The sequence below is a fragment of the Luteimonas terricola genome, from assembly GCF_004352845.1.
Classification (GTDB): domain Bacteria; phylum Pseudomonadota; class Gammaproteobacteria; order Xanthomonadales; family Xanthomonadaceae; genus Luteimonas; species Luteimonas terricola.
The window spans coordinates 699,580-713,686 of record NZ_SJRX01000001.1; the positions used below are offsets into that span (position 1 = coordinate 699,580).

A 14,107-nucleotide genomic window follows, 5' to 3' on the forward strand; every position below is an offset into this window, starting at 1 on the left:
CGGTCGGGGGTCGGATGCATGCGTCGAAGGATACCGTGCCGGCCGCGGTGCCGGTCAGGCACCGATCGCCTGCAGCATGCCGCGGGCCTTGATCCTGGTCTCGTCGAGCTCATGCTCCGGGTCTGAGTCGGCGACGATGCCCGCGCCGGTGTTGAAGCGCAGCGCGTCACCACACACCTCGGCGCTTCGGATCAGGATGTTGAGGTCGAGGTCACCGCTGCGGTCCAGCCAGCCCATGGCGCCGGTGTAGGCGCCGCGGCCAACGCCTTCCAGCTCGGCGATGATCTCCATGCAGCGCACCTTGGGCGCGCCGGTGATGGTGCCACCCGGGAACACCGCGCGCAGCACCTCGCCCGGCGTGGCATCGGCGCGCAGGCGGCCGCGGACGTTGCTGACGATGTGATGCACGTGGGCATAGCTCTCCACGACCATCAGTTCATCGACCTCGACGCTGCCCGCGCTGCAGACGCGGCCGAGGTCGTTGCGTTCCAGATCGACCAGCATCACGTGCTCGGCGCGTTCCTTGGCATGGCCGATCAGCTCGCGGATGCGGCCCGCCTCGTCGTCGCCTTCCAGGCGCGGCCGGGTGCCGGCGATGGGCCGGGTCTCGATGATGTCGCCGCGCACCGAGACCAGGCGTTCGGGCGAGGCGCTGACCACGGCGCCAGCAGCACCGAGGTCGAAGAGGCCGGCGAAGGGCGCGGGATTGGCGCGGCGCAGGCGTTCGTACAGAACCGCCGGTGCCAGCGGCGCGTCGAAGCGCGCCTCCCAGGCGCGGGACAGGTTCACCTGGAAGACGTCACCGGCGCGGATGTACTCCAGCGCGCGGGTGACGGCGGCGATGTAGTCGTCGCCCGGTGCTTCCGTGCACGCGAGCAGGGCCGGCCAGGGCTGCGGTTTCGCGCCGGCGCGTCCGGTCGACGCGCGCGCGCCGGCCGCGGCGTCGGCAAGGACCGCATCCAGCAGGGCTTCAGCGCCCTCCTCGGCCACCACGACCATCTCCCCGCTCACCCTGTCGCGCAACACCGCGACCGGACAGCGGCAGGCCACGGCCACCGGCAATTCGCCGCGGGCCGCGGGCAGGTCCAGTACCGGCTCGACCTCCGCGGCCAGCTCATACGCCAGCAGCAGCGCCCAGCCGCCCTGGAACGGCCACGGAGACGCCCGGGGCGCTTGGCGCAGGGCCTGCCAGTCCGCGTCCAGTGCGCGCAGGAAGTCGTTGCCGGCGGGCGTGCCGTCGGTACGACGCGTGATGCCGTCCCGCCCCAGCGACAGGCGGTCACCATCCGCCACCAGCAGCATGTCCCAGCGCCCCTGGGCGGTGCCCGAGGCGACGGATTCAAGCAGCAGCGGATAGCGCCCGGGGGCGTGCCGCTGCAGTGCGAGCAGGTCGATGCCGGGCGCCAGCGCGCGGACGCGGGTCATGTGCACTTCCGCCGCCCCGGGGTGGCACCGTGATCAGATACGGCGGAACACCAGGCTGCCGTTGGTCCCGCCGAAGCCGAAGGAGTTCGACATCGCCACGTCCACCTGCTTTTCGCGCGCGGTGTGCGGCACGTAGTCGAGGTCGCAGCCCTCGGAAGGATTGTCGAGGTTGATGGTCGGCGGGATGACGCCGGTGTGCAGCGCCATGGTCGAGAACACCGCCTCGACGCCGCCCGCGGCGCCCAGCAGGTGCCCGGTCATGGATTTGGTCGAGCTGACCATCACCTTGCGCGCATGCGCGCCAAGCACGCTCTTGATGCCCATGGTTTCGGCCAGATCGCCCTGCGGCGTCGAGGTGCCGTGGGCGTTGATGTAACCGAGCGCGGAGGGATCGATGCCGGCGTCGCGGATCGCGGCCACCATGCAGCGCGCGCCGCCCTCGCCGTTCTCGCTGGGCGCGGTCATGTGGTACGCATCGCCGCTCATGCCGAAGCCGGCGAGCTCGGCGTAGATCCGCGCACCGCGCGCCTTCGCGCGCTCGTATTCCTCGATCACCAGCACGCCGGCACCGTCACCCATGACGAAGCCGTCGCGGCCCTCGTCCCAGGGACGCGAGGCCCTCTCGGGCTCGTCATTGCGGGTCGACAGCGCCTTCATCGCGCAGAAGCCGCCCAGCGACGTGGGCGTGGTGGCGAACTCGGCGCCGCCGGCGATCATGGCGTCGGCATCGCCGTACTGGATCATGCGCATCGCCAGGCCGATGTTGTGGGTGGCCGTGGTGCATGCGGTGACCGCGGCGATGTTCGGGCCCTTGGCGCCGGTCATCATCGAGACCTGGCCGGCGATCATGTTGATGATGGTGCTGGGCACGTAGAACGGCGAGATCCGGCGCGGGCCGCTCTCGTGGTACTTGATCGCGGTTTCCTCGATGCCCTTGAGGCCGCCGATGCCGGCGCCGATGGCCACGCCGATGCGCTCGGGATCGTCCGCGGCGACGTCGAGGCCGGCGTCGGCCAGCGCCATCATCGCCGCCGCCACGCCGTAGTGGACGAAGGGATCCATCTTCTTGACGTCCTTGGCCGCGATCCACTGCGTGGGATCGAAGCCCTTGACCTCGCCCGCGATGCGCGTGGCGAACGCCGAGGCGTCGAAATTGGTGATCGGGCCGATGCCCGAACGGCCGTCCACGATGCCCTGCCAGGACGAGGCCAGGTCATTGCCAAGCGGCGACAGGATGCCGAGGCCGGAGATGACGACGCGACGCTTGGACATGGGAGCTCCTGGACGGTTGTGCACGCCGCCGCGCGGCGTGCCGGAAACGCCCGAGGCCGCATCAGCGGCCCCGGGTTTTGTGCTCGGTGCGGCGCGATGCGCCGCCTGGCGAGTCAGGCCTTGACGTGGGCCTTCACGTAATCGATCGCCTGCTGCACCGAAGTGATCTTCTCGGCTTCTTCGTCGGGGATCTCGCACTCGAATTCTTCTTCGAGCGCCATCACCAGCTCGACGGTGTCGAGGGAATCGGCACCCAGGTCGTCGACGAAGGAGGCGCTGGCGCTGACCTCGTCTTCCTTGACGCCCAGTTGTTCGACGACGATCTTCTTGACGCGCTCTTCGATGCTGCTCATTGGTATTTGGCTCCGGTGGAGGCTGTTGCGGTGGGTAGTGTAAGGGATTCGCGTGGGGGTGGTACGGGCCGATTCCGTCCCTTTTCATTCAAGGACTTGGCGGCCGTCTTGCATTACGGCATGTACATGCCGCCGTTCACGTGCAGGGTTTCACCGGTGATGTAGCCGGCATCGGGTCCGGCCAGGAAAGCGACCGCCCGGGCGATGTCCTCCGGCTCTCCGAGGCGGCCCAGCGCGACCTGCGCGGTCAGTCCCGACTTGATGTCATCGGACAGGTCGCGGGTCATGTCGGTGGCGATGAAGCCCGGCGCGACCACGTTGACGGTGACGCCCCGGCTGCCGATCTCCTTCGCCAGCGACTTGCTGAAGGCGATGACGCCAGCCTTGGCGGCGGCATAGTTGGCCTGGCCGGCATTGCCGGTCACGCCGATCACCGAGGCGATGTTGATGATGCGGCCGCGGCGCGCCTTCATCATCCCGCGCATCACCGCCTTGCTGCTGCGGTAGACGCTGGTGAGGTTGGTGTCGAGGATGGCCTGCCAGTCCTCGTCCTTCATGCGCATCAGCAGGTTGTCGCGGGTGATGCCGGCGTTGTTGACCAGGATCGAGATCGCGCCGATGTCGTTGCCCACGGCGTCGATCAGCGCCTCGATCGCGCCGGCCGCGGTGACGTCGAGCACGCGGCCGTGGCCGCCCTGCCCCGCCAGCCGCTCACCGATCGCCCGGGCACCGGCCTCGCTGGTCGCGGTACCGACCACCGTCGCGCCACGCGCGGCCAGTTCGTCGGCAATCGCCGCGCCAATGCCGCGGCTTGCGCCTGTCACCAGCGCGATCTCGCCTTTCAGTTCCTGGGTCATATGTCTTCGCCTGTGTCAGTTAGAGCTTTTTTGCCACGGATTTGCGCGGATTACACGGATCGGGCCGAGGCAAGATTGTCACCGCAAATCCTTCTGTGAAAAAAGCAGATGCGGAGCACGGTGTTCGGACTGGCCTCGCCCCGATCCGTGTAATCCGCGCAAATCCGTGGCTAAAAATTCAGCTTTTCCACTCTGCCAAGGCCGCATCGAAGTCAGCAGCGGTGCCGAGCGCGCGGGCTTCGAGGGATTTGTCGATGCGGCGGGCGAGGCCGGTGAGGACCTTGCCGGGGCCGCATTCGGCGATGCGGGTGACGCCGCGGGCGGCCAGGGCCTGGACGCAGTCGGTCCACTGCACCGGGAGGTAGAGCTGGCGCACCAGGGCGTCGCGGATGGCGTGGACGCCGTCGTGCACTTCGGCATCGACGTTCTGCACCACCGGCAGCGACGGCTCGCTCCAGGACAGGCCGGACATCGCTTCGGACAGGCGGTTGGCGGCTTCGCGCATCAGCGGCGTGTGCGAGGGCACGCTGACGGCCAGCTTCACCACCTTGCGCACGCCCTTGGCGGCCAGCAGCTCCAGGGCGCGGTCGACGGCGGCGGCGTGGCCGCCGATCACCACCTGGCCGGGCGAGTTGAAGTTGGCCGGCACCACCACCTCGTCGCCCGATGCTTCGACACAGGTCTCGCGCACCAGCGCGTCCTCGGCGCCGATGACCGCGGCCATGGCGCCGGTGCCGGCGGGCGCGGCGTCCTGCATCAGCTGGCCACGCAGGCGCACCAGGCGTGCGGCATCGGCCAGCGGCAGCGCGCCGGCGGCCACCAGCGCGGAGTACTCGCCAAGACTGTGGCCGGCAAGCACCGACGGCGCGGCACCGCCCGCGGCCTGCCATGCGCGCCACACGGCGACGCCTGCCGCCAGCAACGCAGGCTGGGTGTATTCGGTGCGGTTGAGCTGGCTGTCGTCGGCATCCTGCGACAGCGCCCAGAGATCGATGCCCGCGCCGTCCGAGGCTTCGGCGAACGCGTCACGCACCGCCGTACCGCGCGCGGCGAGGTCGGCCAGCATGCCCGCGGACTGCGAGCCTTGGCCTGGGAACACGAAAGCAAGCTGGGATGCGATCAAGCGTACGGTCCAATTCAAAAAGCCGGAGGATGATAAGGGCGAACGCCCCGCTTCGTCTGTACCCGGCCGTATTGACCGGATCCGCGAACCCTGCCCTTGCCGCAGCTCAACGTGCTCTGGAGCGCTGCAAAGAGCCTTTGCCACGGATTAACGCGGATTACGCGGATCGGAACGAGGCCAGCCCGGATGCCACGCCCTGCATCAGCTTTTTCCTGTAAGGATCTGCAATCACAACCTTGCCTCGGCCGGATCCGTGTAATCCGCGTAAATCCGTGGCAAAAAGCTCTTTCCAGCCACGCAGACAAGCAAAGGGCCGCGAAGAACGCGGCCCTGGCCTTGCGGGATGTGGTGCGGCTCAGTAGCGCAGCAGCGCCGAGCCCCAGGTGAATCCACCGCCGAAGGCTTCCAGCAGCAGCAGCTGGCCGCGCTGGACCTTGCCCGAGCGCACCGCTTCGTCGAGCGCCAGCGGCACCGAGCCCGACGAGGTGTTGCCGTGCCTGTCGACGGTGACGATCACGCGCTCCATCGGCATGTCCAGGCGCTTGGCCGTGGCCTCGATGATGCGCAGGTTGGCCTGGTGCGGGATCAGCCAGTCGATGTCGTGGCGGTCGACGCCATTGGCTTCGAGCGTCTCCTCGACGATGGCGTCGAGCGCACGCACCGCGTACTTGAACACGTCGCTGCCGGCCATCTGGATGCGCACGCCGGCGTTCTTCTCGTTTTCCTTGAACCCGACCGACACCCCGACCGGGTTCCACAGCAGTTCCTTCTTGGCGCCGTCGGCGTGCAGGTGGGTGCTGAGGATGCCGGTCTCGGTGTCGGCCTTCAGCACCACCGCGCCTGCGCCGTCGCCGAACAACACGGCTGTGGTGCGCTCGCTCCAGTCGACCATGCGGCTGAGCGTTTCCGAGCCGATCACGAGCGCGGTCTTCACCGAGCCCGAAACGATGAACTTCTCGGCCACGCTGAGCGCGTAGATGAAGCCCGAGCACGCGGCATTGACGTCGAAGGCCGGGCAGCCGGCCACGCCCAGGCGCGCCTGCACCAGGCAGGCGGTGGACGGGAAAATGAGGTCCGGCGTCGTAGTGCCGACGATGATCAGGTCGATCTCGGAGGCATCGGTGCCGGCGGCTTCCAACGCGCGCAGGGCGGCGTGGACGGCCAGGTCGCCCGTGGTCTCGCCCTCGGCGGCGATGTGGCGCTGGCGGATGCCGGTGCGCGAGGCGATCCACTCGTCCGACGTGTCGACGAACTTTGCCAGGTCGTCGTTGGTCAGGACCTTGGACGGCAGGTAGCTGCCTGTCCCTGCAATGCGCGCATAGATGCGCTGTGCGGCGGGCTCACTCATGTCAAGGACGGACCTCGCGTGTTGCTGGGCGCCGATCATGGCACCGGCGGGCGCGCGGCGCACACGGCGCCACGGCCAGGGCATCGCCCGTCACGGTGACGGGCGCGCGGGATCAGTCTTCCTCGGCCACCTTGCTCTTGGGCACGATGACCTGGCGGCCACGATAGAAGCCGTCCGCGGTCATGTGGTGGCGCAGGTGGGTCTCGCCCGAGGTCGGGTCGGTCGACAGCTGCTTCGCCGACAGCGCGTCATGCGCACGACGCATGCCGCGGCGGGAGGGGGAGACTCGGGACTTCTGTACAGCCATGGGATTGCTCCAGCAACGGAATGGGGTTGATCAATCGTTCTTCTTCAGCGATGCCAACGCCGCGAACGGGTTGGCCTGCGCTGCTTCGTCGGCGGCGACCGGCCAGTCGCGTTCGACGCTTTCCGACCCCGGCGACACCGGTACCACCGGCACGGCCAGGATCAGCTCATCTTCCACCAGGTCGAAGGGGCGGATGGCGCCGTCTCCGGCCACGGCCAAGGCTTCATAGCCCGGCGGCAGCGCGGCTTCGGCAGCCTCGTCCCCCTCGTCCTCGGCCCGCAGCAGCCCCAGCCGCTGCACCAGCGACACCGGGAGCACGAAGCGCTGCAGCGTACGCTGGCAAAGCAGCGGCAGCTGCGCTTCGATTCCCAGCTCGACGTAGGGCACCTGCAGCGCGTCGCGGTCGAAGGACAGCGTGTACGCCACCTCGCCCTCGGCGTCGACCAGTGCCTCGCGCAGGCGTGGCAGAGCGGACAGCGGCAGGCGTCCTGCGAACTCCCGCCGGGCCGCAACCATGCGCCAAGCGTCCAATACCTCGGGCACGTCTGCGGACATAAGCCGCGGAATGTTAGGCCTCGGACTGCCCGCTGTCAAACAGGCCCGCACCGTGAAACCCTTGCCGTGGCGGGCAATTTGCCATCGCGGGCGGTCCCCCGGCAGACTGCGGGGCCGCAAGCGAGGCCTCCGGTTTGACCCCGACACTGCTGTTGATCGCCGTCACCGCGCTGATAGCCTGGCTCATCCTGCGCCGCCGGATCGGCCTGCACCGCCACCAGCGGGCGATGGCCGGCGTCCTGGACGCGGCCGACGCCCTGGAATCGAGGCTTCGCACCGCGCGCAGCGAGATCGAGGCCGTCGCCGGCGAAGGCCAGGACCCGGTGCGCGAAGCGCTGCAGGAAATGTTGCGCCAGCGGCTGTGGCTGCAGCAGCACGGCGCGGCCGCTTCGCCGGGCCAGCTGGATGCGGTGCGGGCGTCCATCGACGGCGCGCGTGCGCGCATCGACCAGCAGCTCCAGCGTATCGAACGCGCCCGGGCCTCGCAGCCGTGAGCGACCCCGCCAGGCTGGTGCTGGCCTCGACCTCGCCCTACCGCCGGGAGCTGCTCGCCCGGCTGCAGCTGCCGTTCGACACCGTCCGCCCCGAGGTCGACGAGACCGCACTCGACGGCGAGACCCCGACCGCCCTCGCCCTGCGCCTGGCCGTGGCCAAGGCCGCAGCGGTGGCCGCGCTGCGCCCCGACGCGCGCGTGATCGGCTCCGACCAAGTCGCGGATTTCGGCGGCGCGGCGATGGGCAAGCCCGGTGGGCGCGCGGCCGCGATCGCGCAGCTCGAGGCCATGTCCGGATCCAGCGTGGCCTTCCGCACCGCGGTGGCCGTGGCATCGGGCGGCGCCGTCACCAGCGCGCTGGACACGACCCTGGTGCATTTCCGCCGCCTCGGCCGTGCCGAGATCGAGCGCTACGTCGACCTGGAGCAGCCCTTCGACTGCGCCGGCAGCTTCAAGTCCGAGGGCCTGGGCATCACCTTGTTCGATGCGATCGAAAGCCGCGACCCCACCGCCCTGGTGGGCCTGCCGCTGCTGGAAACCATCCGCCTGTTGCGCGAATCCGGACTGGCCCTGCCCTGAGGGTCAGTGCCCGGCAGCGGTGACCACGATGCGCTGCTCCGACCAGTCCTCGACGCTGCCGTCCCGGCCGTGCAGGCGCAGGCCCAGCCAGTGCGCGCCCGCGCTGCCGGGCGGCAGCTCGACGGTCGCGGCGAAGCCGACGCGTGGATGGGTGGCATCGGTGGAGATGTCCCAGTAGTCGGCCACTCCGGGACTGTGGATCCCGTACTCGGCCTGCGCCACGACGCGGCCATCGAGCATCACTTCGACGCGTTCGATACCCACGCCATCCTTGAACGCCCAGCCTTCGACCGTGAAGCTCCGGTCCAGCCTGGCGTCGGCCGCCGGGCTGTCGAGCCAGGCCATTGCGGGGAGCGTGCACGCATCCGGGTCTGCTTTTTCCTCTCGGGCGTCCATCGCGAACAGCAGGAAACGGGTGCGTCCGTGGTCGACGTTGAGCACCCGCGGCGGCGGCAGCGGTCCGAAGCGCCGGCACAGCGCGTGATAGCGCAGCAGCAGGTGCTTGTATTCAACCTCACTGGCAGCGACCACCAGCAGCACCGGCCCACCCGGATCGGTGGCGCCGGTCGCCTCCAGGCCCCAAAGGCGCAGCTGCGGAGCGCGACCGTGCTGCCGGTTGACCGGATGCTCGAGCACCTCGATCGAGGGATCGCCCAGCGCGAAGCCGAGCTCGGCACCGACCTTGAAGTTGTCCGCCACCAGGCGCGTGCCTTCGGGCATGCCTTCGCGCACCTCGCGCACGCCGTCGGCCAGCACGTCCCAACCGGAAAAGTTCGACGGATACCACTTCAACGATGCGGTCCGCGCGCGCAGTTCGGGCATCGAGACCAGCGCGTAATAGCCGAGCACGGCGGCCAGCCCGGCACCCGCGGTGCCCCAGGCCAGCGCGCGCAGCCAGCGTGGCCAGCGCAGCAGCAGGGCCGGCAGCAGGGGCAGCAGTGCTACCAGTCCCGGCAGCGGCCAATGGAAGCTCACGCGTTCGGTGTCGGCGAAGAAGCCGAGCACGAAGAAGCCGAGCACCATCAGGCCGCCCGACAGCGCGATGAACCGCACCGGTTCGCTGTCGGCACGGGCGCCGCGCCAACCGGCCCACAACAATCCCGCGAACAGCAGGGGCGTCGCCACCAGCGTCTGGATGGCGATGAACCAGGCGCCATCGGCCTGCCACGCCCAGGGGTGGCGGTCGACCAGTTGGAAGCGCAGGCCGGCCTCGGCGTTCTCGAAGTTCCAGGCCAGCAGCGGCGTCCATGCCGCGGCGCCGAAAGCGATCGCGATCCAGAGTCGTGGATCGCGCAGGGCCTGCCTTCCCTGGGGCAACAGCAGCAACGCAAGCGCGCCAACGCCGATCACCGCCGCGAAGCGATAGTGGCTCAGCGCGCCCATGGCCAAACCGAGGGCCAGCTGCAGTGCGGGGCCATATCCAACCTTGCGCAGCAATCGGGTGCCGGCATCCAGGCACAGCAGCGTGGCCACGACCATCGCCGTGTCCGGCAGCGCCATCAGCCCCAGCGAACCCGCCAGCGGCAGCAGCAGCGCGGCGATGCCCGCCTGCCAGCCCATCCGCTCGCCGAACTCCCGCGCGGTGATGCGCATCACCAGCCACGGCACGAGGGACGCCAGCAGCAGGAACGGCATGCGCAGCGCCAGCGTGCCCTCGCCGAAGACCGAAGTGCCGATGCGGATCAGCCACGCGGTCAGTCCCGGCAGGTCGGAGTATGCCCAGGCAAGGTGCCTGCTCTCCTGCCAGTAGAAGGCCTCGTCCACGAACAGCGGCAGCCGCGCGGCCAACACCGCCTTGAGCAGCAGCAGTGCACACCACAGGGCGACGAAGGTCGCACGCGCGTCGATCTTTTCCCGCATCCGGCAACGACCTCGTTACACTTCAATGGACTCTCACGGAGCACGGCATGACAGCCCAGTCCGCAAACCCGGACATGCTACCTGATGCCCTGCGCAATGCCCTGCATGATGCGCAGGATCAGGTGAACTCACTGGTACTGGGCAAGGCGCAGGCGGTGCGCTTCGCTTTCACCGCGCTGCTGTCCGACGGCCACCTGCTGATCGAGGACCTGCCCGGCCTGGGCAAGACCACGCTGGCGCACGCCCTGGCCGCAAGCCTCGGCCTGGGCTTCCAGCGCGTGCAGTTCACCTCCGACCTGCTGCCTTCGGACATCGTCGGTGTCTCGGTGTACGACGCGCAGGCGGCGCGTTTCACGTTCCATCCCGGCCCGGTGTTCGCGCACGTGCTGTTGGCCGACGAGATCAACCGCGCGCCGCCGCGCACGCAGAGCGCGCTGCTCGAGGCCATGGCCGAACACCAGGTCACCGTCGATGGCACCACGCACGCGCTGCCCGACCCGTTCTTCGTCATCGCCACCCAGAACCCGGTCGACCTCGCCGGCACCTATCCACTGCCCGATTCGCAGCTCGACAGGTTCCTGCTGCGGCTGCAGCTCGGCTATCCCGACGCCGACGCCGAGCGCGCACTGCTGTCCGGCGCCGATCGCCGCGACCTGATCGCCCGTGCGCTGCCGGTGCTCGGGGCCGACGAGGTGCTGCGCCTGCGCGCGGCGGTGCTGGCGGTGCACGCCAGCGATGCCCTGGTGCGCTACGTGCAGGCGCTGCTCGAGCGCAGCCGGCACCACGCCGGGATCCGTGTCGGCCTGTCGCCGCGCGCCGGCATCGCGCTGCTGCGCGCGGCGCGCGCGCACGCGCTGCTGCTCGGGCGCGGCCACGTGCTGCCCGACGACATCCAGACGCTGTTCGCGGCGGTCGCCGCGCATCGCCTGGTGGCCGATGCCGACGCCGGTGACGAGGCCGGGCTGGCGCAGGCGATCCTGCACGCCGTCGCGGTCGACTGAGCATGGTGCGCGGGCGGCTGGCCGGCCTGCGTGCACGCCTCGGTTCGCTGGCGCGTCCGCGGGGGCCGGAGTCGCTGCCGGTCGCCTTCGACCGCCGCCGCATCTACGTCCTGCCGACCGCCTTCGGCGCCTTCTTCGTCGCCCTGCTGGCGGTGATGCTGCTCGGCGCGTTGAACTACAACAACAACCCGGCCCTGCTGCTGGCCCTGCTGCTGGCCGGTGCCGGCAACACCAGCCTGTTCGCCGCGCACCTGCAGCTGTCGGGACTGCGCGTGGTCGCCGTCGACGCCGAGCCGGTGCCGGCGGGTGCGCCGCTGACGCTGCGCGTGCACCTGCGCGCCGATCCCGCGCGCGCGCGCCGCGGCCTGCGCCTGGCGCTGGGCGGCGCGAAGACCTTCGCCTCGCTGGTCGACGGCGCCGGCGAGGCGCGCCTGGCGCTGCCCACCCGGCAGCGCGGCTGGCTGCGTCCGGGCCGCATCACGATTTCGACCACGCGCCCGCTCGGCATCGCGCGCGCCTGGGCATACGCCTGGCCTGCCGAGCCGCTGCTGGTGTATCCCCGGCCCGAAGCCGAGGGACCGCCGCTGCCGCAGGGTGCCGGCGATGCGCCGCAGGCACGACTGCATCCGGCCGGCGACGACGTGCACCACCTGCGCGCCTACCGCCGCGGCGACTCGCGCCGAGCGATCGCCTGGAAGCCGTCCGCGCGGCGCGGGGCGCTGCTGGTGCGCGAGTACGAGCAGCCGCAGGGTGCCGACGTGGTGCTGGACTGGTCGACGCTGGCCCTGGCGTACGAGGACCGCATCCGCCGCCTGGCGCGTTGGGTGGACGATGCCGAGCGCGAAGGCCGCCGCTACCGGCTGCAGTTGCCGCGGCAGGCGATCGGCCCTGGCCGCGGCGCCGTCCATCGCCATGCCTGCCTGCGCGCGCTGGCGCTCATGCCCTTCGCAGCGGAAGGGGGTGCCGGCCATGGCTGAGCCACGCCGCCGCAGCCTGGCGCTGGACCCGCAGGCGCGCGCGTGGACGCAGACCGCCGCGGCCGCCTGCCTGCTGCCGCTGCTGCTGCAGCTGCCGGGACCGCTGGCCGCCGGCCTGGCCGTGGTCGCGGCGGTGGTCAGCGCGCTGTCGTGGCGGCGCCGGCTTCCCGGCGCGCTGCGCCTGGTGCTCTCGGTCGCGCTCATCGCGCTGGTGCTCGCCCAGTCACGCTTCGGCTTCGGCCGCGACACCGGCTGCGCGCTGCTGGCGGCCATGCTCGCGCTCAAGCCGATGGAACTCAGCACGCTGCGCGACGGACGCAGCCTGCTCGGCTTCGCGCTGTTCGCACCGTTCGCGACCTTCCTGCTCGACCAGGGGCCGCTGAGCCTGCTCCTGGGCCTGGCCGGCGCGCTGGCCGCGCTGGCCGCGATGCTGCGCCTGGCCGAACTGGAAAGCGGCGAAGCCATGCCCGTGCGCCCCCGCGAGCGGCTGCGCCGGGTCGGGGCGATGGCCGCCATCGGCCTGCCGCTGGCCCTGGCCGCGTTCTGGCTGTTCCCGCGCATGGCCACGCCGCTGTGGGGCGTTCCCGAGCGCGCGATCGCCCGCACCGGGCTGTCGGACACCATGCGGCCCGGCGAGTGGGTGGACATGATGGCCGACGACACCCCCGCGCTGCGCGTCACCTTCGACGGCCCCACCCCGCCGACCTCGGAGATGTACTGGCGCGGGCCGGTGCTGTGGGATTACGACGGCCGCGAGTGGACCGCCTCGCGCTGGTTCAGCGCCCTGCCGGCCGCCGCCGTCGAACACGGTGATGTCCGCTACAGCTACCAGGTCGAGGTGGAGCCGACCGATCGCCGCCTGCTGGTCGCGCTGGAACTGCCCATCGATACGCCCGAAGGGACACACCGCACTTACGACCACACGCTGTCCACCCGCCGCCCGCTGACGTCGGTCACGCGCTGGCGGATGACGTCGGGCGCGCCGGCCACGTTCGACGCCGAGCTGCGCCCGCTCCTGCGCAGCGCCGCACTGCGCCTGCCCGACGGCTTCAACCCGCGCACGCTGGCGCTGGCGCAGCAGTGGCGCGCGGAGGCCGGTGAAGGCGCGCGCGCCGATGCCGCGATCGTCGACCGCGCGCTGTCCTGGGTGCGCGCGGAGTTCGCCTACACGCTGACCACGCCGCTGCTCGGCCGCCATGCCGTCGACGAGTTCCTGTTCGACCACCAGGAAGGCTTCTGCGAGCACTACAGCTCCGCCTTCGTGGTGCTGATGCGCGCGTCCGGGATCCCGGCGCGCGTGGTCACCGGCTACGTCGGCGGCTACCGCAATCCGATCGGCAGCTACTGGATCGTGCGCCGCTCGGATGCGCACGCCTGGGCGGAAGTCTGGCTACCCGGCCGCGGCTGGGTGCGCGTGGACCCCACCGCGGCGGTGGCGCCCGAACGGATCTACGACACGATCGCCGACGGCGCCACGCGCGGCCCCGCCGGGCTGCAGGCGCTGGCGCCGATGCTGGGCGTGGGCGACTGGATGCGACGGGGCTGGAACGACCTCGTGCTCGGTTTCGACGCCGATCGCCAGCAGCGCATCCTGCGCGCCTTCGGCGGCCGCGACCTCGGCGGCGGCCAGCTGGCCCTGCTGTTCGCACTGGTCGCAGGCCTTGCGCTGGCCGGCATGCTCTGGCTGGTCGCACGCGGCGAACGCGAGCGCGACCCGGTGCTTCGCGCCTGGCACCGCCTCGGGGGGCGCTACCGGCGCCTGGGCCTGGAGCGGCGGCCGCATGAGACCGCGACCGCCTGGGCGGCGCGCGTGGTGGAGGTGCGCCCGCAGGCCGCCGCGCTCACCTCCCTCACTGCGCGCTTCAGCCTTTGGCGCTACGCTCCCGGACACGAGGGCGAGGCACGCGCGTTGCTGCGCGACCTGCGCGCGCACCGCCCCTGACGCCGGCACGCGCCG

At 70.8% G+C, this 14,107-nt stretch carries 14 protein-coding genes; 5 read left to right on the plus strand and 9 right to left on the minus strand.

From position 1 onward, the window contains the following. Positions 1-54 precede the first annotated feature (54 nt). From E2169_RS03185 to E2169_RS03220, 8 genes are all read right to left on the minus strand, one after another. A complete protein-coding gene (locus tag E2169_RS03185; RefSeq protein ID WP_132985141.1) occupies positions 55-1,425 on the minus strand; it encodes an aminodeoxychorismate synthase component I in 1,371 nt (456 codons plus the stop codon). A 33-nt stretch (positions 1,426-1,458) separates the two neighbouring features. Further along, positions 1,459-2,697 (minus strand): beta-ketoacyl-ACP synthase II, encoded by a 1,239-nt coding sequence (gene fabF, locus E2169_RS03190; RefSeq protein WP_132985142.1) that lies wholly within the window; start codon positions 2,695-2,697, stop codon positions 1,459-1,461. A gap of 113 nt (positions 2,698-2,810) precedes the next feature. Beyond that, positions 2,811-3,050 (minus strand): acyl carrier protein, encoded by a 240-nt coding sequence (acpP, locus tag E2169_RS03195; protein WP_132985143.1) that lies wholly within the window; start codon positions 3,048-3,050, stop codon positions 2,811-2,813. A 113-nt stretch (positions 3,051-3,163) separates the two neighbouring features. Then, a complete protein-coding gene (gene fabG / locus E2169_RS03200; RefSeq protein ID WP_132985144.1) occupies positions 3,164-3,907 on the minus strand; it encodes a 3-oxoacyl-ACP reductase FabG in 744 nt (247 codons plus the stop codon). 178 nt (positions 3,908-4,085) lie between these two features. After that, a complete protein-coding gene (gene fabD, locus E2169_RS03205; RefSeq protein ID WP_132985145.1) occupies positions 4,086-5,030 on the minus strand; it encodes an ACP S-malonyltransferase in 945 nt (314 codons plus the stop codon). 355 nt (positions 5,031-5,385) lie between these two features. Next, the gene (locus E2169_RS03210) at positions 5,386-6,378 is read right to left on the minus strand and encodes a beta-ketoacyl-ACP synthase III (protein ID WP_132985146.1); all 993 of its coding nucleotides are present in this window, start codon (positions 6,376-6,378) and stop codon (positions 5,386-5,388) included. A 112-nt stretch (positions 6,379-6,490) separates the two neighbouring features. Beyond that, positions 6,491-6,685, minus strand: a complete 195-nt coding sequence (gene rpmF, locus E2169_RS03215) for a 50S ribosomal protein L32 (RefSeq protein ID WP_132985147.1) — start codon at positions 6,683-6,685, stop codon at positions 6,491-6,493. Between the two features lie 30 nt (positions 6,686-6,715). Further along, entirely contained in the window at positions 6,716-7,240 is a 525-nt protein-coding gene (locus tag E2169_RS03220) for a YceD family protein (RefSeq protein ID WP_132985148.1), read from the minus strand. Between the two features lie 134 nt (positions 7,241-7,374). On the opposite strand from E2169_RS03220, the gene E2169_RS14390 reads away from it, so the two are divergent. Together E2169_RS14390 and E2169_RS14395 are read left to right on the plus strand one after the other, a co-directional pair. Beyond that, positions 7,375-7,734, plus strand: coding sequence for a hypothetical protein (locus E2169_RS14390; protein WP_229659101.1), 360 nt, complete (start codon positions 7,375-7,377; stop codon positions 7,732-7,734). Further along, positions 7,731-8,312: a Maf family protein gene (locus E2169_RS14395; protein WP_229659100.1), complete on the plus strand. Its 582-nt coding sequence runs from the start codon at positions 7,731-7,733 to the stop codon at positions 8,310-8,312. The genes E2169_RS14390 and E2169_RS14395 overlap by 4 nt, the downstream gene beginning before the upstream one ends. Positions 8,313-8,315: 3 nt before the next feature. Here E2169_RS14395 and E2169_RS03230 read toward each other — a convergent pair whose 3' ends face one another. Continuing rightward, positions 8,316-10,172 (minus strand): glycosyltransferase family 39 protein, encoded by a 1,857-nt coding sequence (locus E2169_RS03230; RefSeq protein WP_132985150.1) that lies wholly within the window; start codon positions 10,170-10,172, stop codon positions 8,316-8,318. 47 nt (positions 10,173-10,219) lie between these two features. Between E2169_RS03230 and E2169_RS03235 the strand changes: the two genes are divergently transcribed. Genes E2169_RS03235 through E2169_RS03245 form a run of 3 tightly spaced genes read left to right on the plus strand, consistent with a single transcriptional unit; the run spans position 10,220 to position 14,092 of the window. Beyond that, a complete protein-coding gene (locus tag E2169_RS03235; protein ID WP_132985151.1) occupies positions 10,220-11,173 on the plus strand; it encodes an AAA family ATPase in 954 nt (317 codons plus the stop codon). 5 nt (positions 11,174-11,178) lie between these two features. Continuing rightward, positions 11,179-12,150 carry a DUF58 domain-containing protein gene (locus E2169_RS03240; protein ID WP_165942329.1) on the plus strand — a complete coding sequence of 324 codons (972 nt, stop codon included), beginning with the start codon at positions 11,179-11,181 and terminating at the stop codon, positions 12,148-12,150. Continuing rightward, positions 12,143-14,092 carry a transglutaminase TgpA family protein gene (locus tag E2169_RS03245; protein ID WP_132985153.1) on the plus strand — a complete coding sequence of 650 codons (1,950 nt, stop codon included), beginning with the start codon at positions 12,143-12,145 and terminating at the stop codon, positions 14,090-14,092. Before E2169_RS03240 ends, E2169_RS03245 begins: the two co-directional genes overlap by 8 nt. The last annotated feature ends 15 nt before the right edge of the window (positions 14,093-14,107 follow it).

Bases quoted from the DNA above. Each gene is read 5' to 3' on its own strand.
- E2169_RS03185 (WP_132985141.1), bottom strand. From the start codon at position 1,425: ATGACCCGCGTCCGCGCGCTGGCGCCCGGCATCGACCTGCTCGCACTG.
- fabF (WP_132985142.1), bottom strand. From the start codon at position 2,697: ATGTCCAAGCGTCGCGTCGTCATCTCCGGCCTCGGCATCCTGTCGCCG.
- acpP (WP_132985143.1), bottom strand. From the start codon at position 3,050: ATGAGCAGCATCGAAGAGCGCGTCAAGAAGATCGTCGTCGAACAACTG.
- fabG (WP_132985144.1), bottom strand. From the start codon at position 3,907: ATGACCCAGGAACTGAAAGGCGAGATCGCGCTGGTGACAGGCGCAAGC.
- E2169_RS03210 (WP_132985146.1), bottom strand. From the start codon at position 6,378: ATGAGTGAGCCCGCCGCACAGCGCATCTATGCGCGCATTGCAGGGACA.
- rpmF (WP_132985147.1), bottom strand. From the start codon at position 6,685: ATGGCTGTACAGAAGTCCCGAGTCTCCCCCTCCCGCCGCGGCATGCGT.
- E2169_RS03220 (WP_132985148.1), bottom strand. From the start codon at position 7,240: ATGTCCGCAGACGTGCCCGAGGTATTGGACGCTTGGCGCATGGTTGCG.
- E2169_RS03230 (WP_132985150.1), bottom strand. From the start codon at position 10,172: ATGCGGGAAAAGATCGACGCGCGTGCGACCTTCGTCGCCCTGTGGTGT.
- E2169_RS03235 (WP_132985151.1), top strand. From the start codon at position 10,220: ATGACAGCCCAGTCCGCAAACCCGGACATGCTACCTGATGCCCTGCGC.
- E2169_RS03245 (WP_132985153.1), top strand. From the start codon at position 12,143: ATGGCTGAGCCACGCCGCCGCAGCCTGGCGCTGGACCCGCAGGCGCGC.